Source organism: Micromonospora sp. NPDC051924 (assembly GCF_055586005.1).
Genome location: NZ_JBVJJA010000004.1, coordinates 92,932 through 113,533 on the forward strand (window position 1 = coordinate 92,932; position 20,602 = coordinate 113,533).

The 20,602-nt window shown below is 74.3% G+C and carries 24 protein-coding genes; 5 read left to right on the forward strand and 19 right to left on the reverse strand.

Features of this window, described 5'->3' with window-relative positions:
• Positions 1-38: 38 nt before the first annotated feature.
• From ACZ6S5_RS04185 to ACZ6S5_RS04235, 11 genes are all read right to left on the reverse strand, one after another.
• Positions 39-896, reverse strand: coding sequence for a lysophospholipid acyltransferase family protein (locus ACZ6S5_RS04185; protein ID WP_465997839.1), 858 nt, complete (start codon positions 894-896; stop codon positions 39-41).
• A gap of 451 nt (positions 897-1,347) precedes the next feature.
• A complete protein-coding gene (locus tag ACZ6S5_RS04190; protein WP_465997562.1) occupies positions 1,348-2,421 on the reverse strand; it encodes an NAD-dependent epimerase/dehydratase family protein in 1,074 nt (357 codons plus the stop codon).
• Between the two features lie 120 nt (positions 2,422-2,541).
• Entirely contained in the window at positions 2,542-2,643 is a 102-nt protein-coding gene (locus ACZ6S5_RS04195) for a 30S ribosomal protein bS22 (RefSeq protein WP_007465623.1), read from the reverse strand.
• A gap of 221 nt (positions 2,644-2,864) precedes the next feature.
• Positions 2,865-3,074, reverse strand: coding sequence for a helix-turn-helix domain-containing protein (locus ACZ6S5_RS04200; protein ID WP_046564428.1), 210 nt, complete (start codon positions 3,072-3,074; stop codon positions 2,865-2,867).
• A gap of 213 nt (positions 3,075-3,287) precedes the next feature.
• Entirely contained in the window at positions 3,288-4,472 is a 1,185-nt protein-coding gene (locus tag ACZ6S5_RS04205; protein ID WP_465997564.1) for an ABC transporter permease, read from the reverse strand.
• Complete coding sequence (locus ACZ6S5_RS04210) at positions 4,469-5,395, reverse strand: ABC transporter ATP-binding protein (RefSeq protein WP_465997840.1); 927 nt, start codon at positions 5,393-5,395, stop codon at positions 4,469-4,471. The genes ACZ6S5_RS04205 and ACZ6S5_RS04210 overlap by 4 nt, the downstream gene beginning before the upstream one ends.
• A gap of 14 nt (positions 5,396-5,409) precedes the next feature.
• The gene (locus ACZ6S5_RS04215; RefSeq protein WP_465997842.1) at positions 5,410-6,804 is read right to left on the reverse strand and encodes an efflux RND transporter periplasmic adaptor subunit; all 1,395 of its coding nucleotides are present in this window, start codon (positions 6,802-6,804) and stop codon (positions 5,410-5,412) included.
• 51 nt (positions 6,805-6,855) lie between these two features.
• Positions 6,856-8,193 carry a hypothetical protein gene (locus ACZ6S5_RS04220; RefSeq protein WP_465997566.1) on the reverse strand — a complete coding sequence of 446 codons (1,338 nt, stop codon included), beginning with the start codon at positions 8,191-8,193 and terminating at the stop codon, positions 6,856-6,858.
• 150 nt (positions 8,194-8,343) lie between these two features.
• The gene (locus ACZ6S5_RS04225) at positions 8,344-8,679 is read right to left on the reverse strand and encodes a YrdB family protein (protein ID WP_465997568.1); all 336 of its coding nucleotides are present in this window, start codon (positions 8,677-8,679) and stop codon (positions 8,344-8,346) included.
• Positions 8,679-9,245, reverse strand: coding sequence for a TetR/AcrR family transcriptional regulator (locus tag ACZ6S5_RS04230; RefSeq protein WP_465997570.1), 567 nt, complete (start codon positions 9,243-9,245; stop codon positions 8,679-8,681). The genes ACZ6S5_RS04225 and ACZ6S5_RS04230 overlap by 1 nt, the downstream gene beginning before the upstream one ends.
• Positions 9,238-10,032: an alpha/beta fold hydrolase gene (locus tag ACZ6S5_RS04235; RefSeq protein WP_465997572.1), complete on the reverse strand. Its 795-nt coding sequence runs from the start codon at positions 10,030-10,032 to the stop codon at positions 9,238-9,240. Before ACZ6S5_RS04235 ends, ACZ6S5_RS04230 begins: the two co-directional genes overlap by 8 nt.
• A 77-nt stretch (positions 10,033-10,109) precedes the next feature.
• Between ACZ6S5_RS04235 and ACZ6S5_RS04240 the strand changes: the two genes are divergently transcribed.
• Complete coding sequence (locus ACZ6S5_RS04240; protein ID WP_465997574.1) at positions 10,110-10,514, forward strand: VOC family protein; 405 nt, start codon at positions 10,110-10,112, stop codon at positions 10,512-10,514.
• 1 nt (position 10,515) lies between these two features.
• Here the strand turns inward: ACZ6S5_RS04240 and ACZ6S5_RS04245 are convergent, their stop codons facing one another.
• Positions 10,516-11,436 (reverse strand): proline dehydrogenase family protein, encoded by a 921-nt coding sequence (locus tag ACZ6S5_RS04245; RefSeq protein WP_465997576.1) that lies wholly within the window; start codon positions 11,434-11,436, stop codon positions 10,516-10,518.
• A 107-nt stretch (positions 11,437-11,543) separates the two neighbouring features.
• On the opposite strand from ACZ6S5_RS04245, the gene ACZ6S5_RS04250 reads away from it, so the two are divergent.
• Genes ACZ6S5_RS04250 through ACZ6S5_RS04260 form a run of 3 tightly spaced genes read left to right on the forward strand, consistent with a single transcriptional unit; the run spans position 11,544 to position 13,579 of the window.
• Complete coding sequence (locus tag ACZ6S5_RS04250) at positions 11,544-11,816, forward strand: hypothetical protein (protein WP_465997578.1); 273 nt, start codon at positions 11,544-11,546, stop codon at positions 11,814-11,816.
• Between the two features lies 1 nt (position 11,817).
• A complete protein-coding gene (locus ACZ6S5_RS04255; protein WP_465997580.1) occupies positions 11,818-12,984 on the forward strand; it encodes a glutathionylspermidine synthase family protein in 1,167 nt (388 codons plus the stop codon).
• Between the two features lie 19 nt (positions 12,985-13,003).
• Positions 13,004-13,579: a CGNR zinc finger domain-containing protein gene (locus tag ACZ6S5_RS04260; RefSeq protein ID WP_465997582.1), complete on the forward strand. Its 576-nt coding sequence runs from the start codon at positions 13,004-13,006 to the stop codon at positions 13,577-13,579.
• A 24-nt stretch (positions 13,580-13,603) separates the two neighbouring features.
• Here the strand turns inward: ACZ6S5_RS04260 and ACZ6S5_RS04265 are convergent, their stop codons facing one another.
• The gene (locus tag ACZ6S5_RS04265) at positions 13,604-14,410 is read right to left on the reverse strand and encodes a sugar phosphate isomerase/epimerase family protein (protein ID WP_465997584.1); all 807 of its coding nucleotides are present in this window, start codon (positions 14,408-14,410) and stop codon (positions 13,604-13,606) included.
• Positions 14,411-14,486: 76 nt separating this feature from the next.
• On the reverse strand, positions 14,487-15,431 hold the full coding sequence (locus ACZ6S5_RS04270) for a Ppx/GppA phosphatase family protein (protein ID WP_465997586.1): 945 nt from the start codon (positions 15,429-15,431) through the stop codon (positions 14,487-14,489).
• 74 nt (positions 15,432-15,505) lie between these two features.
• Between ACZ6S5_RS04270 and ACZ6S5_RS04275 the strand changes: the two genes are divergently transcribed.
• Positions 15,506-16,315, forward strand: coding sequence for a DUF3109 family protein (locus tag ACZ6S5_RS04275; protein ID WP_465997588.1), 810 nt, complete (start codon positions 15,506-15,508; stop codon positions 16,313-16,315).
• On the opposite strand, the gene rraA is transcribed toward ACZ6S5_RS04275, so the two are convergent.
• The 5 genes from rraA to ACZ6S5_RS04300 are packed head-to-tail and all read right to left on the reverse strand — an operon-like array spanning position 16,312 to position 20,599.
• Positions 16,312-16,797, reverse strand: a complete 486-nt coding sequence (gene rraA, locus ACZ6S5_RS04280; protein ID WP_465997589.1) for a ribonuclease E activity regulator RraA — start codon at positions 16,795-16,797, stop codon at positions 16,312-16,314. The two genes, ACZ6S5_RS04275 and rraA, sit on opposite strands and share 4 nt — an antisense overlap.
• A 17-nt stretch (positions 16,798-16,814) precedes the next feature.
• Positions 16,815-18,014 carry an MFS transporter gene (locus tag ACZ6S5_RS04285; RefSeq protein WP_465997591.1) on the reverse strand — a complete coding sequence of 400 codons (1,200 nt, stop codon included), beginning with the start codon at positions 18,012-18,014 and terminating at the stop codon, positions 16,815-16,817.
• Positions 18,015-18,407: a universal stress protein gene (locus tag ACZ6S5_RS04290; RefSeq protein ID WP_452310039.1), complete on the reverse strand. Its 393-nt coding sequence runs from the start codon at positions 18,405-18,407 to the stop codon at positions 18,015-18,017. It lies immediately after the preceding gene.
• Positions 18,404-19,906 (reverse strand): tripartite tricarboxylate transporter permease, encoded by a 1,503-nt coding sequence (locus ACZ6S5_RS04295; protein WP_465997593.1) that lies wholly within the window; start codon positions 19,904-19,906, stop codon positions 18,404-18,406. Before ACZ6S5_RS04295 ends, ACZ6S5_RS04290 begins: the two co-directional genes overlap by 4 nt.
• Positions 19,907-20,599 (reverse strand): tripartite tricarboxylate transporter TctB family protein, encoded by a 693-nt coding sequence (locus tag ACZ6S5_RS04300; RefSeq protein WP_465997595.1) that lies wholly within the window; start codon positions 20,597-20,599, stop codon positions 19,907-19,909.
• Positions 20,600-20,602: the final 3 nt, after the last annotated feature.

The window sequence follows — 20,602 nt, forward strand, 5'->3', positions numbered from 1 at the left end:
CGCCACACCCGCTCCCCGTTCAGAGCGCGGACGAGCCGTCAGGGGCCGAAGGGGTCGGGGCGGCGTTCCAGGAGCTTGTGCAGGGTCTGCTGGATGGTCTCCCGGACCTGGTCGGCGAGGTTGAACACGACCAGCGGGTCGTCCGCCGAGTCGCGCAGGTGCGCGGTGGGGATCGGCGGGCAGAACTCGATCAGCCACTTGCTCGGCAGCGGCACCATGCCCAGCGGGCCCAGCCAGGGGAAGGTCGGCGTCACCGGGAAGTACGGCAGCTTGAGCAGCCGGGCGAGCGGCTTGATGTCGGCGAGCATCGGATAGATCTCCTCGCCGCCGACGATGGCCACCGGGACGATCGGCGTGCCGGTCCGCAGCGCCGCCGAGACGAAACCGCCCCGGCCGAACCGCTGGAGCCTGTACCGGTCGGAGTAGAGCTTGCCGACGCCCTTGAAGCCCTCCGGGAAGACCCCGACCAGCTCGCCGTTGCCGAGCAGCCGTTCGGCGTCCGGGTTGCAGGCGACCGTGCCGCCGGTCTTGCGGGCGAGCTCGGAGACCACCGGCATCCGGAAGACCAGGTCGGCGCCGAGCAGCCGCAGGTAGCGGCGGGCCGGGTGCCGGTCGTGCAGCGCGGTGGCCAGGACCAGCGCGTCCAGCGCCACCGTGCCGGAGTGGTTGCCGACCACCAGGCCCGCCCCGGCATCCGGCACGTGCTCCACCCCGCTGACCTCGGTGCGGAACCAGTCCCGGTAGAGCAGCCGGACCAGCGGGTGGAAGACGGCGTCGGTCAGGTCCGGGTCGAAGCCGAACTCGTCGACCTCGTAGTCGCCGGAGAGCCGCCGCCGCAGGAAGGCCAGCCCCTTGGCGACCTTCCGGTCCCAATGGTCCCCCGGCCGGTCCGCCACCGCCGGCCCGGGCGCCGTGCCGGCCCCGGCGTCGCCTCCCGACCGCTCGCCGGCCGGCGCGTCCGCCGCCGCGCCTGGCACCTTCTTCGCGACAGCCTTCTTGGCCACGGCCTTCTTGGCGACCGTCTTCTTCGCGACCGCCTTCCGCGTGGCGGCGTCGCCCGTGCCGTCCGCCCCGGCCCGCGCGGGCTCGCCGATGGGACCCGGCTCGTCGGCCGAGGTGTCCGGCTCGTCGGAGGTTCCGTGGCCGCCGGTCGGCACGGCTTCGGCGGCGGCCATCGTCGCCCGCCGGTGCCCGTTGCGCCGCGCCGGCTCCGCGTCCGGCGCGGGCACCGCCAGCGGTACGTCGTAGCGCGCCTCGCCGCGCTCCTCGGCCCCGCTCACGCCGCCGCCTCGCTTCGCTCCGCGGCGGCGCTAGGCGACGCGCTACTGAGTCTGATGGTCCGCTCGCTCACGGGCGCTCCCGCACGACGGCCCGGACCTGCCGGATGCTCTCCAGGACGAGCTGCTCGGCGACGGCGAGCTGGTCCCGGGTCACCACCACCCCGCCGTGGTGCGCGCGGATGAAGTCCTCGAAGGCGGCGGCGGTCGAGCGGGGCGTGAAGCCGTACTCGCGCTCCAGTCTGCTGGTGTCCACCACCCGACCGTGCACGAAGAGGTCGACCTGGTCCAACCCGTACCGGCCGAAGCCCAGGTTGCGGGCGACGGAGGCCACCCCGGCGAGGCCCGGTTCGAGCACCGGCAGGGCCACCCGGCCGGCCCGCCGGATCGCCTGGGACAGCGAGAGCACCCCCGGTCCGGCCACGTTGTACGTCCCCGAGTGGTCCTCGGCGACCGACCGGTGCAGCACCTCCAAGGCGTCGTCGAAGTGGACGAACTGGAGTCGCGGGTCCCGGCCGAAGACGGTGGGCACGACCGGTTGGGAGAAGTACCGGGTGAGCGTGGTGTCGGCGGTGGAGCCGATGAACGGCGCGAAGCGCAGCACGGTCGCGGTGACGTCGGGGCGCCGGCGGCGGAACCCGCGGACGTACCCCTCGATGTCGAGGATGTCGCGGCCGAAACCGCCGCGCGGCACCTCGCGCGGCTCGGTCTCCTCGGTGAAGACGGCGGGGTCGCGGAACGACACCCCGTACGCGGCGGTGGAGGAGCGCACCACGAGCTTGCGCAGCCGGGGCGCCCGTTGGCAGGCGGCGAGCAGCTGCATGGTGCCGATGACGTTCTGTTCCTTCATCGCCGCCCGCCCGCCGTGCTGCGGGTCCGGGGCGGTGACCAGGGCCAGGTGCACCACCGCGTCGACGTCGAGGTCGACCAGCAGGCCGCCGAGCGAGTCGAGGTCGAGGCGGACGCGTTCGACCCCGGCCAGCAGGTCGGCGAATTCGGGGTTCGGGGTGGCCGGGTCGACCCCGATGACGCGTTCGATGCGCGGGTCGGCGGCGAGGCGGGCGGCGACGTGCGCGCCCAGGTAGCGGCCGACCCCGGTCACGACGACGACCCCCGGAGCACCTGGGGTGCCACCGGGGGTCATGTCGTGCGCCTTGCCCGGCAGGCGGGATCGAGCCGGGACGTCCACGGCCTGATCACCTGAGCCTCCGAGGGTCGACTGTTGGCAAGTGGTGCCGGATGCCGGGCGGGGGCCCGGCTCCGGTCACTTGCCGAGACGGCGACGCTGGACGCGGGTCTTGCGCAGCAGCTTGCGGTGCTTCTTCTTAGCCATGCGCTTGCGGCGCTTCTTGACCACCGAGCCCATACGACAGCCTTTCGATGCAACGTGCGGGGCGGACCGGGAGACACCACCGCGGGTGGCGTCGGTGACCGCTTGCGGACAACGGACCGGACCAGCGTGGTGGGCAGGGCGCACCGGGGTGCGGTCACGATCGGGGTCCAGGGTAGCCGGAGTGCGTCAGCAGGACCAACGCGCCCCCGGTCGATGCCCCTTTCGTCGCACTCGACGGTGCGGCGGCCGAGGCGTCAGGCGGTCTCCTGGAAGGCGCCCCGCAGGTATTCGTGCACGGCGTGCTCGGGCACCCGGAACGACCTGCCCACCCGCACCGCGGTCAGCTCACCGCTGTGCACGAGGCGGTAGACCGTCATCTTGGAGACCCGCATGACCGTCGCCACCTCGGCGACGGTCAGGAACCTGACATCCGACAGCCGTGCGTCGGACTGCGACCCGGCCATGGCTCACCGACCCATTCCCATGCCCGGCGCGTGCCACCGGGGCAGGTTGGCCCGGCCACGACGGGCAACGCGCGTGTTACCAGTACGGTAGCGGGACGGCTGTGACCGGCGCGATCCCTTCCTTCTAATGATCATGGAATGTCCCCGGCTTACGCCGCGTTGACCTGGCGTTTTCCACCCGGACGGGCGGCTCGTCCCGTTCATGGGAGGGGGTCACTCGGCGCGCAGCGCCACCACCGGGTCGAGCCGGCCGGCCCGCTGGGCGGGGACCACGCCGAAGACGATGCCCACCGCCGCCGAGACGCCGAACGCGAGCGCCAGCGACCACCAGGTGATCGCCGCGGGGATCGGCGAGACCGCGTCGACCAGCAGCGCGGTGCCGATGCCGAGGGCCATCCCAGTCAGCCCGCCGATCGAGGTGAGCAGCACCGCCTCCAGCAGGAACTGCACCCCGATGTCCCGGGGCCGGGCGCCGACCGCCTTGCGCAGGCCGATCTCCCGGGTCCGCTCGCGTACCGAGACCAGCATGATGTTGGATACGCCGACCCCGCCGACCAGCAACGAGATGCCGGCGATGGCAGCCAGCACCCCGGTCAGCACCCCGAGGATGTCGCCGAGCACGCCGAGGATCTGCTGCTGGGTGACGGCGCTGAACTCGGTGTCGGGGTGCCGTCGGGACAGCTCGGCCACGATCCGATCGCCCAGCTCGCCGATCCGCTCCCGGTCCGGGGCCTTCACCGCGATGCCGTCGATCCGCTGGGTTCCCCAGAGCCGCTGGGCCGCGGTGACCGGGATGTGCACCTCGTCGTCGCGGTCCACGCCCAGGCTCTGGCCGAGCGGGGCGAAGACGCCGATCACCCGGAACCGGACGCCGGCCAGCGCGACCTGCTGGCCGAGCGGGTCCCGGTCGGGGAAGAGCGTGCGCGCCACGGACGCGCCGAGCACCGCGACCCGACGGCTGGTGTCCACGTCGGCACCGGTGAGGTAGCGGCCCCGGGCGAGCGAGCGGGTGAAGACCGCCGGGGTGGTCTCCAGCACCCCCTGCACGGTGGTGAAGTCGGACCGGTTGCCGGCCCGCGCGGTCGCCCCGGAGGCGACGGTGACGGCCACCCGTCCCGGGTCGCCGACCACCCGGGAGACCGCGTCCACATCCTTCAGGTCGAGCGGCGACACCACCGGGGCGTTGCCCACGTCGATCCGGCCGGGCACCACCAGGAGCAGGTTCGAGCCGAGCCCTTCCACCTGCTGCTCGACCTTCTGCTTGGTGCCGGTGCCGATGGCCACCAGAATCACCACCGACGCGACCCCGATGATCACCCCGAGCATGGTCAGCACGCTGCGCATCCGGTTGGCGCGCAGCGCGTCCAGCGCCACCCGCCAGGCCTCCGCGACCCTCACCCGGCACCTCCGGGCGCGACCTCCGCGTCCGGTCCCGACCGGTCGGACGACGGCTCCAGGTCGTTGCGCGGCGTCAGACGGGCCGAACTGGAGTCGTCGGAAAGGCGTCCGGTGGCTCCGGCGGCGCCACCGGAGCCACCGGACGGGTGCCCCGGGCCGCGTCCGGACGCGAACCGGGGCTCCGCGCTGGGAGCGTCGTCCAGTGTCGCAGGTCGACCACCGACGCCGGACAGCGGTCGATCATGAAGCGTGTCCGACCTGATCAGGCCGTCGCGGACGGCGATCCGGCGGCGGGCCCGGGCGGCCACCTCCTGGTCGTGGGTCACCATCACCAGGGCCACCGCCGACTCGGCGTTCAACCGTTCGAGCAGCTCCAGCACCGCCTCTCCGGTGGCGGTGTCCAGATTGCCGGTAGGCTCGTCGGCGAGCAGCACCGCCGGGTCGGTGACCAGCGCCCGGGCGATCGCCACCCGCTGCTGCTCGCCGCCGGAGAGCTGGTTCGGCCGGTGGTCCAGCCGGTGCCCGAGCCCGACCCGGCCGAGCATCGCCGCCGCCCGTTCCCGTCGCTGCCGCGCGCCGATCCCCCGGTAGACCAGCGGCAGCGCCACGTTGTCCACGGCGGAGGTCCGGGGCAGCAGGTGGAACGCCTGGAAGACGAAGCCGATGGTCCGGTTGCGCAACGTGGCCAACTCGGGCGCGGTGAGGCTGGCCACGTCGCGGCCCCCGATCACCAGCCGGCCGCCGGTCGGCCGGTCCAGCCCGCCGAGCAGGTGCATCAGGGTGGACTTGCCGGAGCCGGACGGCCCGATCACCGCCACGTACTCGCCCGGCTCGATGGTGAGCGAGACCCCGCGCAGCGCCGGCACCGACACCCCGTCCAACTCGTACGTCCGGGACACATCGACGGCCTCGATGGCCGGCACCCCGGCGGGGAGGGTCACTTCAGTTCCTGGCCGTCGTGGACCTGGTCGGCGCCGCGCACCACGATCCGGTCGCCGGCCTGCACGCCGCTGACGATCTGCACCAGGTCCTGCCCCTGCACGCCGACGGTGACCGGCACCCGGTCGGCCCGGCCGTCCCGAAGCACCCAGACCGCGTCCCGGCCGTCCACGGAGAAGACCGCCGACGCCGGTACGGTCACCGCGTCGGCGGCCTCGCGGACCCGGAGGTGGACCACCGCGTTCATGCCCGGGCGGGGCGCCGGCGCGACCTCCCCCTCGCCGAGCCGCCCGGCGCCGAGGCCGAGCCGGACCCGGTAGGTGACCCCGCCGCGGGCGGAGGTGGTGGGCAGCACGTCCACCGAGCGGACCGTCGCGTCGTAGCTCGCACCGGTCACCGCGTCCAGCTCCACCGAGGCGGTCAGGCCGGCCCGGACCAGCAGCACGTCGGTCTCGTCGACCTCGGCGAGCAGGCCGAGCTGGCCGGTGTCCACCACGGTCAGCACGGGCGTGCCGGCGGTCACCCGGCCACCCGGCGGCACCGCGTCGTCCACCCCCGGCGGCGGACCGGCCTGGCCGGCGGACCCGAGCGCCGACGGGTCGAGCCCGGGCACGCCGCCCCCGGCCGCGCCGAGCAGGCTGCCCAGATCCGTCCCCGCGGCCGCCCGGGTGCCACCCGGCTGCACCACCCCCGCGATCGGGGCCCGCAGGGTCAACGCGTCGACGGTCGCCTTCGCCAGGTCGTACGCCTGCTGGGCCTGGAGGCGCTGCGCGGCCGACAGCGCGCCGAGGGCGCTGTTCAGGCCGGCCACGCCGCGCTGCACGGCGCCGACCGCGCGGTCGGCGGCCCGGGCGGCCGACTCGTACTGCTGCTGCGCCGACTCGACCTGGAGCAGCAGCGCGGACCGCAGTTGCGGGTCGCCGATCTTCCCGGCGGCCTGGCGCGCCGCGTCGAACGCCTCCTTGGCGGCCCGGTCGGTGCCGCGCCGGCTCCCGCCCAGGTCGCCGACGCCGAAGCCCCGGCCGGCCCGCTTCGCCGCGCGCAGCGCCTCCCGGGCCTGCTTCAGGCGGTCCTGCGCCGACGGGGAGCTGATCACCGCGAGGACCTGCCCCTTGCTGACCCGCTGTCCAGGTTGGACGCGCAGGCTGGCCAGGGTGCCGTCGGCCGGCGCGGTGAGGGTGGCGGCGGCCCGGGCGGTCACCGTCGCCGGGGCGTCGATCACCTCCGTCACCGGGCTCCGACCGACCTGCGCGACGGTGACCGGGGACTTCTCGTCCCCGCAGGAGGCGGCCGTGGTGCCGGTCAGGGCGACGACGGCGAACAGGGCGAGGAACAGGCGAGGGCGGGTGGCCGCGGGCAGCCGCGGCGGGTGGGTGCGGACCACCCGGCCCATGCTACGGCCCGTCGCCAACGGGTCGACCCGCCGTGTCCGGCGCTCCGGACGTCAGCCGGCCACCGCGCGGACGTACCCGACGCAGTCGTCGTGCAGGGTGGACCAGCGCTCGCCGAACGCCTCGTCGGCGGCGTCGTCCACCGACCGCCGCTCGTCCACGACGGCCCGGAAGAAGTCGAGCACCCGCTGCTCGCCGTACCGGTCGACCAGGTGGCGGACGGCCAGGTAGCCGACGCCGTAGGCGCCTCCGACCCGGTCGTCGGCCGCGTCGTCGGCGGGGGCCAGCGAGTTCAGCCGACCGTTCCAGCCGCCACGGACGAGCCGGCGCACCTCGGCCAGGCCCTCGTAGCGGTCGACCGGCTGGCCGTCCGCACCCGCGTACTCCGCAAGCCCTTCCACCAGCCACCAGCTCGACCGGTCCGAGTAGCCCCGGTCGGGCAGCGAGGCGGCGTGGGTCAGCTCGTGCCGGAGCAGGTCGTCGACCCCGGCGGGCGAGAGGCTCTGCGCGTTCAGCACCACGTCGTGGTGGCCGCCGCCGACGCCGACCGCGTACCCGGCCGTCCACTTCGGGCGGCCGCCGCCGTACCAGCGCTGCCACTCGGCCCGGCCGGCGTAGAACACCAGGTAGCGGTCCGGCGGGGTGCCGCCGACGGCGTACCGGTCGGCGACCTGCGCGGCCGCCTCGGCCTGGGCGAGCAGGCCGCGCAGCTCGGCCCGCCGGCCGGGAGTGGTGGCGACGACCGTCCGCCGGCCGACCGCCACCGCGAGGTCGCTGACCTCCCACGGCCGGGCGCCGGCCGGCTTCGCCCGGGACTCCTCGACCGCGACCAGCCGGGGTTCGTCCCCCACCAGCCGCCACCGGGTGCCGAAGTCGACCGTGCTCGGCGTGCAGCGCGGCACCACGAAGCAGTAGCCGACGTCCACCGACAGCCGCCACTCACCCGGCCGCCCGTCCACCGCCACCGGCAGGTCCGCGGCGGCCGGTCGCCACACGGTCACCCGCAGCGCCCGCAGGGCGGCGTACCGGCGGGTCAGGGCGGGCCGGGCGGCCGGCTCGGCGACCGCGAGGAAGCCGGCCCGGTCGCCGTCGAGCAGCGCGGTGGCCTGCCGGCCCAGCTGGGCGATCATCCGCTGGCCGAGCCGGCGGGCGGCCGCCGTGGCCGGGTCGTCGGCGCGATCGGCCGGCCGGCCGGCCGCGTTCCCCACCAGCCCGACCAGGAGTACGCCGGGCACTCCGCACGCCGCGAGGACCAGCACCAGGGCGAGCACGACCCACAGCGGCGGCCGCCGCAGCTTCCGCGACACCGGCGGCGGGGCGGGCGGTGCCGGCGCGAGGGGCGCGGGGCTCGCCGTGGTCGGGCCGGAGGGCCACTCGTCACCGTCGGTCACCGGCGAAGGGTACGACCAATCGGGGCGATCCGGCCAGAGCCTGCCGCGCGCCGGCGAGCTCCGGTCTCGCTCCCGCGCCCCTGACCCCGGAAGGGCCACTTGCCGCCCAGGTCCGCGCGGGTCGGGGCACGCAGAGCTGGACAAGTGGGCTCAGACCGGGTCGCCGAGGTGGGTGAGCAGCGCCTTGTCGATCGCCCAGAGGGCCACCAGCGCGGCTGCGGGCACCGGCCGGCCGGCCAGCGCGAGCAGCAGCCCGCCGGTGACGAAGCAGGCGGCTTGGACGGTGAGCTTGGCCGGGGCGGGCAGCGCCACGTTCGCCCTCGGCGAGCAGAACACGCCCCACACGACGGCGATCAGCAGTGGCGCCCCGAGGCCGGCGAGCAGGCGTACCGACCAGCCGGCGTCGAGGGTGAAGCCCCACCATCCGGCAGCCACGAGCATCGCCAGTTCCAGCAGGAAGGCGAGCGCCAGCAGAACGGCCTTCATCAGGACCTCCAGTCCCGGTACGCGGTGTCCAGCGCGGCCACCAACTGGTCGAAGGAGCGGTCGAGGTCGCGCGGGATGCCGAAGCCGCCGACCGCCTCCAGGGTCACGAAGCCGTGCACGGCGCTGCGGAAGATCCGGGCCGCGTCCACGGCGTCGTCGCCGGTCAGGCCGTACCCGCGCAGGATCGCGTAGACCGCGTCCAGCGCCCGCCGCCCGGCCACGACGTGCTCGGGATCGTCCGCGGCGGGCACCTGCTGGGCCGCGGCGTACCGGCCCGGGTGCCGGCGGCCGTAGTCGCGCCAGGCGACGGCGACCGCGTGCAACGCGTCCCGGCCGGCCCGGCCGGCGACCGCCCGGGTCATCTCCTCGGCCAACTCGCCGACGGCCAGCGCGGCGAGCTTCTGGTGCAGCGCGTCGACGCCCTTGACGTGCTTGTAGAGGCTGGGCAGCGCGACGCCGAGCCGGCCGGCGACCGCCGCCAGGGTGAGCCGGTCGTGGCCGACCTCGTCGGCGAGCGCGGCCGCCTCGCGGACCACCGCCTGCGGGCTCAGGCCGGCCCTAGGCACGGGAGGTCACCGCCAGGAACTCGGCGAGGTCGGCGACGGTGGCGGCGGGCTGGTCGGCGTGCGGGTAGTGGCCGGAGTCGGCGATCATGCGGGCCTCGGCCGTGGCGAAGAGCCGGCGGGCGGCCCGCGCCTCGGCGCCGGGGTCCTTGAAGTCCGGGTCCTTCGTGCCCATCAGCACCAGGACCGGCTGCCGTACCTCGCGGGCGCGCGCGGTCCAGTGCGGCTCGACCGGCTCGACCACGCCGCGCACCGCGGCCATCCGGCCGCGCAGCCTGGCGACCATCTCCTTCCGGTACGCGGCGTCGTCCGCCGGCCGCCCGCACGGGAAGAGCGTGCGGTGGAACATCCCGAACAGCCGGGGGCTGCGCAGCACGACCGCCTGGGCCAGCCGCATCACCGGGTTCGGCTGCGCCTGGGACACGAACGGGCTGACCTGCACGATGCCGTTGACCAGCTCGGGTGCGTCGGCGGCGGCGAAGACGACGGCCGCCGCGCTGGACGAGCTGCCGACCAGGGTGGCGGGTCCACCGCCGAGCGCCCGGACCACGGCGAGCAGATCGCCGCCGACCTCCGACGGCGCGTACGTGGGCCAGTGGGCGCTGGAGTCGCCGTGGCCGCGCACGTCGACCGAGGCCACCCGGTAGCCGGCGGCCACCAACCGGGGCACCAGGTGCCGGAAGGCCGCCCGGTTCTCCCCCATGCCGTGCGAGAGGACCACCAGCGGGCCCTCCCCGTGCACCTCGTACGCGATCGTCCCGCCGTCCCGCGACACCTGGCTAATCGTCATAGCCAAAAAGCTAATGCCATTAGCTTCTCTCGTCAAGGGTTGACCTCAAGTCGGGTGGAGATCGCAGGATCCTGCGCATGCCGATTTCCGCAGACACCCACGTACGCCTCGCCCGCCCCAGCCGCGACCTGGCCGCCGCCGAACGCTTCTGGGCGGAGGGCCTGGGCCTGGCGGTGCTGTACCGGGGCGCGGCCGAGGGGCCGGGCGAGCACGACCTGGTGATGCTGGGCCTCCCGGGCGCCGGCTGGCACCTGGAACTCGTCGGCGGCACACACCTCGCCGTCGCGCCGCGCCCGACCGAGGAGGACCTGTTCGTGCTCTACCTGGACGGCCCGGTCGACGACGACCTGACGGACCGACTGGAACGGGCCGGCGGGACGAGGGTCTCCGCCGGCCCGTACTGGGACCGCTTCGGGGTGACGTTCGCCGACCCGGACGGCTACCGGCTGGTGCTGTGCACCCGGGCCTGGTCGAACGAGTGAGTCACTTCTTCGAGACCAGCGCGCGGCCGAAGAACATCAGGTTGGCGGGGCGCTCGGCCAGCCGGCGCATCAGGTAGCCGTACCACTGGTCGCCGTAGGGGACGTAGGTGCGCACGGTGTAGCCCTCGCCGACCAGGCGCCGCTGCTCCTCGGGGCGGATGCCGTACAGCATCTGGAACTCGAACCGGTCCGGGCCGCGGTCGAACCAGCGGGCCCGGTCCTCGCCGATGGCGATCAGCCGCGGGTCGTGGGTGGCCAGCATCGGGTACCCGTCCCCGGACATCAGCACGTTCAGGCAGCGCACGTACGACTTGTCCACCTCGCGGGCGGACTGGTAGGCCACCGACTCGGGCTCCTTGTACGCGCCCTTGCAGAGCCGCACCCGGGACCCGGCGCCGGACAGCTCCCGGCAGTCCGACTCGGTCCGCCGCAGGTACGCCTGGAGCACCGCGCCGGTCGACGGGTGGTCCTTGCGCAGCTTGGCGAGGATGTCCAGGGTCGAGTCGGTGGTGGTGTGGTCCTCCATGTCGAGGGTGACCGTGGTGCCCGCCGCGTCGGCCGCCGCGCAGATCGCCCGCGCGTTGTCGTACGCGAGCTGCTCGTCGAACATCTGGCCGAGCGCGGAGAGCTTCACGCTCACCTCGGCGGCCGGGGTGAGCTCGCCGGCGGAGAGCAGCCGCAGCAGCTTGAGGTACTCGTCCCGGGTGGCGTTCGCCTGCTCGGGGGTGGTGGTGTCCTCGCCCAGATAGTCGAGGGTCACGGCCTGGCCGTCGGTGACGAGTGCGCGGGTCGCGCGCAGCGCGTCGTCGGTGCCGGCGCCGGCGACGAACCGGCGGACGACGTCCCGGGTGAACGGGGCCGTCGCGACGAGCCGCTCGACCTGGGATGACCGGGAGGCGGCGAGGATGACGGAACGGAGCATGAGCCGAGCGTAACGCCCGGGTGCGGGCCCGCGCCGGGGGGCGGCGGGCAACGTCACGCAGCGTTCCCGGGGCTGCCGGGCTGGCGGGGATCGGCTACAACGATCACGTGGAACGCACCCCCCGACGCCGGCTCCGGTCGGCCACCGTCCAGCTCGGCACGCTGACCGTCCTGGCGCTCGCCCTCTCCGGCTGCAACGGCGGCTACGACGACGACGATGACGACTGCGCCCTCGGCCCGGCCGGGGGCGGCGGCGACACCGTCGCGCTGGCCCTGCGCGTCCCCGCGCCGGCCGCCGGCCGGGACACTCCCGTCCCGGTGGCCGCCGCGCTGCCCGACCGGGGCGGCTTCGGCACCCACCTCGCCTCCTGCGGAGGCTGAGGTGCGGCGCGAGGCGAGTGATCCGCGCCCCGACTGGGACGCCACCATCCGCTCGCAGGGCCTGGTGTACGTCGACACCGAGCTGCCCGACGGCGAGATCATGTCGTACTGGGACGAGACCGCCGCGTACGCCTTCGACCTGGACGAGGTGCTCCGGCTGGAGGAGGCGACCGAGGAGCTGCACCGGATGTCGGTGGCCGCCGCCGAGCACATCGTCGCCCGCAACCGGTACGCCGAGTTCGGCATCCCGGCCTGGGCGGCGGAGGCGGTGGCCCGGTCGCTGCGCGAGCGGCCGCCCACCCTCTACGGCCGCTTCGACCTGTGGTACGACGGGAGCTGGCCGCCCAAGCTGCTGGAGTACAACGCCGACACCCCAACCTCGCTGGTCGAGGCGAGCATCGTGCAGTGGTACTGGCTGGAGCACACCCGCCCCGAGGCGGACCAGTGGAACAGCCTGCACGAGCGACTGGTCGGGGCGTGGGCGAAGATCGGCGCGGGGCTGCACGACCCCGGGCTGCACGTGGTCTGGTCCGAGGAGGAGGAGTCCGGCGAGGACCAGATCACCGCCGGCTACCTGGCCGAGACGGCCCGCCAGGCCGGGCTGGACGTGACCCTCATGCCGATCCAGCGGATCGGCTGGGACGGGCGGCGCTTCGTGGACGCGGACGACCGGCCGATCACCACCTGCTTCAAGCTCTACCCCTGGGAGTGGATGCTGGCCGAGCCCTACGGGTCGCCGGCGCTGGAGCCGGGCACCCCGACCACCTGGATCGAGCCGGCCTGGAAGCTGCTCCTGTCGAACAAGGCGCTGCTGGCGGTGCTCTGGGAGCTGTACCCGGGCCACGAGTACCTGCTGCCGGCGTACCTGGACTCACCGCGCGGGATGACCGAGTACGTGGCCAAGCCGCTGCTCGGCCGGGAGGGTGGCTCGGTGCGCATCGTGACCGCCGGCACCGAGATCACCAATCCGGGCAGCTACGGCGACGAGGGGTTCTGCTACCAGGAGTTCCGGGCGCTGCCCGACTTCGCCGGCAACCGGATGGTGCTGGGGAGCTGGATCGTCGACGGTGAATCGGCCGGCGCCGGCGTACGGGAGAGCGAGAGCCTCATCACAGACGGTTACGCGCGGTTCCTGCCCCACTACATCGACGCGCCACGTACCCCGTGAGTCGTCTACCGTTGGTGTCGTGAACTTCGACGCGTACGCCCGGACCGGCGTTGATCTCGTCAACGCCCGTCTGGACGACCTCGACGACCTGCGGGCCCTCTTCCCGGACGACAACGCGTGGATGCGCGACGAGGTCGCGGAGCGGGACCTGACGATCTTCCGGCGGGCGCAGAAGCGCCTGCGCGACGTCTTCGAGTACGGCACCTCGGGCCGGGACGCCGCGGCGGTGACGGAGCTGAACGCGCTGCTGGAGGCTTTCCCGGTGCAGCCGCGCATCTCCGGCCACGACTCCAGCGACTGGCACATGCACGTGACCAGCCGGGGCGCCTCGGTCTCGTCGGAATACCTGGCCGGCGCCGTCTGGGGCCTGTCGGTCTGGCTGTGCGAGTACGGCAGCGCCCGGTTCGGTGTCTGCGCGGACGAGCGCTGCGGCAACGTCTACCTGGACACCTCGTCGAACTGCTGCCGGCGGTTCTGCTCGGAGCGCTGTGCGACCCGCTCCCACGTGGCCGCGCACCGGGCCCGCAAACGGGCCGCCGTCGGCGAGCAGGTCACCGTCCCCGCCCAGGCGGAGACCCTCACCCCGGTCTCCTGACCGCCGGCCCGCCGGCGCGGGCGGTCAGGCGTCGACCGGGGAGGGGGCGGTGAGGTTGGCGCGGGCGAACTCGAGGGCCTCGCGCAGGTCGGCCTCCCGGACCGCGCGGCTCTTCGCGCCCCGGGTGGTGACCTCCACCGCGACCGAGCCGGTGAAGCCCCGACCGGCCAGCGAGCGGAGCAGCTCTGCGCAGGGCTGGCCGCCGCGCCCGGGCACCAGGTGCTCGTCGCGCCCCTCGCCGGTGCCGTCACCCAGGTGCACGTGCGCCAAGCCGGCGCCCATCCGGTCGGCCATCGCGAGGGCGTCGGTGTGCGAGGCGGCGCAGTGCGACAGGTCCAGGGTGTACGAGGTGTAGCCGGTGTCGGTCGGATCCCAGCCCGGGACGTACGGGACGAACTGGCGGCCGGCCATCCGCACCGGGTACATGTTCTCCACCGCGAAGCGCAGGCCGCCGAACTGCTCCTCGATCGTCGCCAGGCCCTCGGTGAAGTTCCGAGCGTAGTCGCGCTGCCAGGTGAACGGCGGGTGCACCACGACGGTGGGCGCTTCCAGGGTCTCGGCCAGCCGGGCGGCCCGGCGCAGCCGCTCCCACGGGTCCGGGCTCCACACCCGCTGGGTGACCAGCAGGCAGGGCGCGTGCACCGACAGGACCGGTACGTCGTAGTGGTCGGCCAGGCCGCGCAGCGCGCCCGGGTCCTGGCTCACCACATCGGTCCAGACCATCACCTCGACGCCGTCGTACCCGAGCGCCGCGGCGAGCTGGAACGCCGCCGCGGTGCGCTCAGGGAACACCGAGGAAGTGGACAGGAGCACCGGGACGTGGGAAGTCACACCCCTCAGGGTAGCCGTCCCCGGCTCGGCGCATCGGGACGAGCAGCCGCAAAGCGCCCAGCTTGCCCGGCCGGGATCACATCGGCACCAGCTGATCCAGCCGGCGCAGGATGACCCCCTCGCGCAGCGCCCAGGGGCAGATGTCCAGGCGGTCCACGTCGAGGCGGCGCAGCACCGCCTCGGCCACCACCGCCCCGGCGAGGAGCTGGTGGGCCCGGGCCGCGCTCACCCCCTCCAGCTCGGGCAGCTGGGCGGGCGGGATGTGCCGGATGAAGCCGAGCACCTGACGCAGCCCGGTCCGGGTCAGGCTGCGTGGGGCCCAGAGCCCGGCGGCGGAGGGCGCGGCCCCGGCCAGGCGGGCCAGCGTCCGGAACGTCTTCGAGCTGGCCACCGGCCGCTCCCAGCCCACCTCGGTGAGCTGGTCCCGCACCGGATCGAGCTGGGCGTCCACGTACTCCCGCAGCTCCTCGACGGCCTCGGCGGACGGCGGCACGGTGCCGGACGGGTCCACCCGCAGCCGCTCCCGGCTCAGCCGCCCGGCGCCCAGCGGCAGCGAGATCGCCACGTCCGGGTCCTCGTCGATGCCGGCGGCCAGTTCGAGCGAACCGCCGCCGATGTCCATCCCGAGCAGCCGCCCGGCCGACCAGCCGAACCACCGCCGCACCGCGAGGAAGGTCATCCGCGCCTCGTCCGCGCCGGAGAGCACCTCCAGGCGTACGCCGGTCTCGTCGCGGACCCGGGCCAGCACCTCGCCGGCGTTGGTGGCGTCCCGGACCGCGCTGGTGGCGAAGGCCAGCAGGTCGTCGGCCTCCAGCCCGGCGGCGGCCGCGCGGGCCATTCCGACGGCCTTGACCAGCCCGTCCGCGCCCGCATCGGTCAGCGCGCCGTCCGGGCCGATCTGCTCGGCCAGCCGCAGCACCACCTTCTCGGAGTGGGCCGGCCAGGGGTGGGCCCCGTGGTGGGCGTCGACCACCAGCAGGTGCACCGTGTTGGAACCGACGTCGAGGACACCCAGTCGCATGCTCCCGACCCTATGGCCCGACACGTTTCCCGGCTCGCCAGCCGGCCTGGGTGACCGCGCGTACGCTGGGCCGGGTGACAGGGCAGATCGAGCTTCACGTGCTGGTGGACGGCCCCGACGACCCGCGCAGCCGGGAGGTCGGGCTGGACTTCCCCCGGGAGTGGATCGAGTTCGTCGACCCGGGCGACGAGAAGCACGTGGTCCGGGCGGACCTGACCTGGCTGCTCTCCCGCTGGACGTGCATCTTCGGCAAGGGCTGCCACGGCATCATCGCCGGCCGCGCCGCCGACGGCTGCTGCTCGCACGGCGCGTTCTTCACCGACTCCGACGACGAGAAGCGGGTCCGGGCGGCGGTCAAGCGGCTCACCCCGGAGACCTGGCAGCACTTCCGCAAGGGCTCCAAGAACTGGACGGAAAACGACACGATCGACGGGAAGAACCCGGCCCGGCGTACCGCCACCCGGGACGTCGACGCGCCGTGCGTCTTCCTCAACGACGCCGACTTCCCGGGTGGCGGTGGTTGCGCGTTGCACGCCCAGGCGCTGCGGGACGGGGTCCACCCGCTGGAGTACAAGCCGGACGTCTGCTGGCAGCTGCCGATCCGCCGCGACCAGGAGTGGCACAAGCGGCCGGACAACACCAAGGTGCTGATCTCCACGCTCGGCGAGTTCGACCGGCGGGGCTGGGGCGCGGGCGGGCACGACCTGGACTGGTGGTGCACCTCCTCGACCGACGCGCACGTCGGCGCCGAGCCGATGTACCTCTCGTACGCCCCGGAGCTGACCGCGCTGATCGGCGCCCCCGCGTACGCCCGGCTGGCCGAGCTCTGCGCGGTCCGGCTGCGTCAGGGGCAGGTCGCCCCGCACCCGGCCACCGAGGGCTAGTCCCGCCCGGCGACGGGCAGCACGACGACGCCGTCGTCGTCGCTGTGCACCTCGGCGCCGGGCGTGAAGACGCAGTTGCCGAACGACACCGGCACGTCCCGTTCGCCGGCGCCGGTCTTGGCGCTCTTGCGCGGGTTGGTGCCCAGCGCCTTGATGCCGATCGGCAGGGCGGCCAGGGCGGCGACGTCGCGCACCGCGCCGTTGATCACCACACCGGCCCAGCCGTTCTCCGCCGCGGCGCCGGCGATGAGGTCGCCCATCAGGGCGGTGTGCAGCGAGCCGTCGCCGTCCACCACCAGCACCCGGCCCTCCCCCGGCTCGGCGACGATCGACTTCACCAGGGCGTTGTCCTGGAAGCAGCGCACCGTGACGGCCGGGCCGGCGAAGGCCCGGACCCCGCCGAACTGGCGCAACTGGGTGTCGCACGAGCCGAGGGCGTCGCCGTGCCGGTCGTAGAGGTCGGCGGTCGTGGGGATCTCCATGGTCGTCCTTCTCTCACTCAGGGGTTCGGATCCGTGGGCGGCGACCGGTGCAGGCGGGTGGCGGCGACGGCCGCGCCGGCCAGACCGGCCGCGGTGCAGGCGAGGACCCCGGCCGCGCCGGTGCCGGCCGCGAGCGCGCCGGCCGCGCTCGGGATGAGCACCTGACCGAGCCGGTTGCCGGTGAGCCGCAGCGACATCGCCCGGCCGCGCAGCCCGGGCGGCGCCACCTCGGCCAGGAACGACATGGTCAGCGGCTGGCCCGCGCCCAGCCCCAACCCGGCCACGGTGACCACGCCGACCAGGACCGGGAACGGCAGTGGCGGCAGCAGCAGGGCCAGCCCGACGGCGGAGAGCGCCACCGTGCCGACCAGCACGACCCGCCGCCCGAGGGCCGCCACCAGCCGGCCGAGCAGCAGCCGGGACGCCATCGAGGCGACCGCCCGGACGCCGAGCAGGATGCCGATCGATCCGGCGGCGATGCCGCGTTCCGTGCCGAGCGCGGGCAGGTAGACCAGGCTGATGTCGACCGCCGCCAGGACGACGCAGCTCACCGTGAGGGCGCGGACCAGGCCCGGCTGGCGGAGCAGGTCGCGCAGCCCGCCGGCGGCGGCACCGCCGGCGGCCCGCCGGTGGTGTCCGGACGGGCGCAGGAACAGCGTCACGACCAGCAGCGGGAACGCCACCACCGTGGCGCCGAGGAAGATGGCCCGGGTGTCCGGGATCGGGCGGTCCCCGCCGAAGAGCACGATCAGGCCGGGGCCGAGCGCCTGCCCCAGCGAGGCGGCGAAGGTGTAGTAGCCGAAGGCCGCGTCGTACCGGTCGGCCGGGGTGCGGTTGGCGACCAGCGCCTGCTGGGCGACCACCGCGCAGAGGTGTGCGGTGCCGAGCGCCATGCTGGCCAGGACCAGGCCGACCACCGAGCCGGCGAGCAGCGCGAAGCCGAGGCCGGCGGCGACCAGCAGGACCGACCCGGGGAGCGCCACGCGGCGCTCGCCGAGCCGGTCCACGGCGTGCCCGGAAGGGACGGCCAGCACCAGGGGTACGACGGCGAAGCTGGCCCCGAGCACGCCCAGCCAGGCCCCCGGCACATCGAGCTCCAGCGCCCGGTACGCGGACGCCGGCCGGAGCATGAAGGTCACCGCCTGCACCGCGACGGTGTGCGTGAGCAGCAGGCCGGTCTGAACGCGCCCGGGGCCGGTGGAGTCCCCGGGCGCCACTCAGTCGGCCTTCACCGCGAGGACGGGGCAGGGCACCCGGAGCAGGATCTCCTGCGCGTTCGAGCCCATGATCAGCTTGCCGACCGGGGTACGGTGCCGGATGCCGATCACCACCAGCGACACGTCCTCGGCCTCGACGATCTCGACGATCTCCTCGGCGACGTCCCGCCCCCGCATGAGCTGGCGGACGTTGTGCGGCACCCCGGCCGCGACCAGTTCCCGGACCACCCGGTCCAGGTCCGGCTCCTGGGCGAAGCGCGGGTCGACGTACGCGTCGCCACGCGACGTGTTCACCACCAGCACCGGCTCGTCGCGGAACCGGGCCTGCTCGATCGCGGCCTGCAGGGCCGCCTCGCCGAGCGGCGAGGGCACGTATCCCACCAGCACGGTCATGCCGTCACCAACCTTCCGCGCAGCGGACGGACCACGTACCGGCCGATCAACGGCCAGAGGAGCACCACGGCGATCGTGGCGTAGATGAGCCAGGACATCCAACCGCCGATCAGCCCGTGCAGCTCACCGCCGGAGAGCTGCAACGCCCGCCGGCCCTGCAGCTCGGCGCGCGGGCCGAGGATGATGCCGACGATCAGCGGCAGGATCGGCAGCCCGAAGCGGCGCATGCCGAAGCCGAGCAGGCCCAGGGCGAGCAGCAGGAACAGGTCGAACGGCTGGGCGTTGACCGCGTACGCGCCCATCGAGGCGAAGAAGAGGATCCCGGCGTAGAGGTAGGGGCGCGGGATCCGCAGCAGCCGCGCCCAGGCCGGGGCGAGCGGCAGGTTGAGCACCAGCAGCAGCAGGTTGCCGATGAAGAGGCTGGCGATCAGCGTCCAGACCAGGCTGGACTCCCGCGTGAAGAGCAGCGGGCCGGGCTGGATGCCGTACCCCTCGAAGGCGGCCAGCATCACCGCGGCGGTGGCGTTGGTCGGCAGGCCGATCGCCAGCATCGGCACCAGGGTGCCGGCGGCGGAGGCGTTGTTCGCGGCCTCCGGCCCGGCGACGCCCTCGATCGCCCCCCGGCCGAACTCCTCCGGGTGCTTCGACAGCTTCTTCTCGGTGACGTACGACAGGAAGGTGGGGATCTCCGCCCCGCCCGCCGGCACCGCACCGAACGGGAAACCGAACGCCGTGCCGCGCAGCCAGGGCTTCCAGGACCGCTTCCAGTCCTGCTTCCCCATCCACGGCTGGCCCACCGGGATCACCTCGCCGGCCTTACGGCGCAGGTGCGCGGCGATCCAGAGCGCCTCGCCCACGGCGAAGATGCCGACCGCCACCACGACCACGTCGATGCCGTCGGCGAGCTGCGGCAGCCCGAAGGTGAGCCGCTGCTGGCCGGACTGGTCGATGCCGATCACACCGATCACCAGGCCGAGCAGCAGCGAGGCGAAGCCGCGTACCCGGGACGCGCCGAGCACCGCGGTGACGGAGACGAACGCCAGCAGCATCAGCGCGAAGTAGTCCGGTGCGCCGAGGCTGATCGCGAACTGCACCACCGGCGGGGTGACCACCACCAGCAGCACGGTGGCGATGGTGCCGGCGACGAACGAGCCGATCGCGGCCGTGGCCAGCGCCTGGGCGGCCCGGCCCGCCTTCGCCATCTTGTTGCCCTCGATCGCGGTCACCACCGACGAGGACTCGCCGGGGGTGTTCAGCAGGATCGAGGTGGTCGAACCGCCGTACATGCCGCCGTAGAAGATGCCGGCGAACATGATGAAGGCCTGGGCTGGCTCCATTCCGTAGGTGACCGGCAGCAGCAGCGCCACGGTCATCGCCGGACCGATGCCGGGCAGCACCCCGACGGCGGTGCCGATGGTCACGCCGAGCAGCGCGAACAGCAGGTTCATCGGGGTCAGCACGTGGGCGAACCCGTCGAGCAGGTTGGCGAGGTTGTCCATCTACAGGATCCCTTGCAGCACGCCGGCGGGCAGGTCGACGCCGAGCCCGATGGCGAACGTGTAGAACGTGATCAACGACAGGGCGACGGCGATCAGCAGGTTGCGTACGTAGTGCCGGTTGCCCAGCGCGTACGCCGAGCCCCAGAAGAGGATCGTCCCGCTGATCACCCAGCCGAGCCGCTCGATGAGCACGGCGTTGACCAGGAACGCGCCGATCAGCAGCAGGACCGTGCGCCAGTCGATGGGCATGGTCAGGTCGACGTCCTCGCCGGCCTCCGGCTCACCGGCGCCGCCGCGGGCCACGTCCACCGCGTAGATCGCCGCGATGACCAGCAGCAGCACGCCGAGCAGGATCGGCACCGGCTTGGGGCCGATCGGGTCGGCGGTGTTGATCGCTTTCCCGATCCGGGTCGTCGCGTCGAAGATGACCAGCCCGCCGACCAGGGCGAGGAACGCACAGACGCCGTACTGCGCCCGGTCCGGCCTCGGAGCGGCGTCCGCCTCCGGGGCCGCCGCCGGGTCGGTTCCGGCCGTCGCCGCCGGCTCCTCGGGCGTACGCTCCGCGCCCGTCCCCGGCGCGTCGGCCGCGCCCGGCGGCGTCGGCGCGGCCTCCGGGCCCGGCTGCGCCGGGATGTCCGGTACGGCCGGAGGCCGGGACGGCAGGTCGCCGCCCCGGTCCGGTCGCGTCGTCATGCC

Bases quoted from the DNA above. Each gene is read 5' to 3' on its own strand.
- ACZ6S5_RS04200 (WP_046564428.1), bottom strand. From the start codon at position 3,074: ATGGCCGGGTCGCAGTCCGACGCACGGCTGTCGGATGTCAGGTTCCTG.
- ACZ6S5_RS04215 (WP_465997842.1), bottom strand. From the start codon at position 6,804: ATGGGCCGGGTGGTCCGCACCCACCCGCCGCGGCTGCCCGCGGCCACC.
- ACZ6S5_RS04190 (WP_465997562.1), bottom strand. From the start codon at position 2,421: ATGACCCCCGGTGGCACCCCAGGTGCTCCGGGGGTCGTCGTCGTGACC.
- ACZ6S5_RS04270 (WP_465997586.1), bottom strand. From the start codon at position 15,431: ATGCGACTGGGTGTCCTCGACGTCGGTTCCAACACGGTGCACCTGCTG.
- ACZ6S5_RS04225 (WP_465997568.1), bottom strand. From the start codon at position 8,679: ATGAAGGCCGTTCTGCTGGCGCTCGCCTTCCTGCTGGAACTGGCGATG.
- ACZ6S5_RS04290 (WP_452310039.1), bottom strand. From the start codon at position 18,407: ATGACCGTGCTGGTGGGATACGTGCCCTCGCCGCTCGGCGAGGCGGCC.
- ACZ6S5_RS04295 (WP_465997593.1), bottom strand. From the start codon at position 19,906: ATGGACAACCTCGCCAACCTGCTCGACGGGTTCGCCCACGTGCTGACC.
- ACZ6S5_RS04300 (WP_465997595.1), bottom strand. From the start codon at position 20,599: ATGACGACGCGACCGGACCGGGGCGGCGACCTGCCGTCCCGGCCTCCG.
- ACZ6S5_RS04240 (WP_465997574.1), top strand. From the start codon at position 10,110: ATGCCGATTTCCGCAGACACCCACGTACGCCTCGCCCGCCCCAGCCGC.
- ACZ6S5_RS04235 (WP_465997572.1), bottom strand. From the start codon at position 10,032: ATGACGATTAGCCAGGTGTCGCGGGACGGCGGGACGATCGCGTACGAG.
- ACZ6S5_RS04245 (WP_465997576.1), bottom strand. From the start codon at position 11,436: ATGCTCCGTTCCGTCATCCTCGCCGCCTCCCGGTCATCCCAGGTCGAG.
- rraA (WP_465997589.1), bottom strand. From the start codon at position 16,797: ATGGAGATCCCCACGACCGCCGACCTCTACGACCGGCACGGCGACGCC.
- ACZ6S5_RS04195 (WP_007465623.1), bottom strand. From the start codon at position 2,643: ATGGGCTCGGTGGTCAAGAAGCGCCGCAAGCGCATGGCTAAGAAGAAG.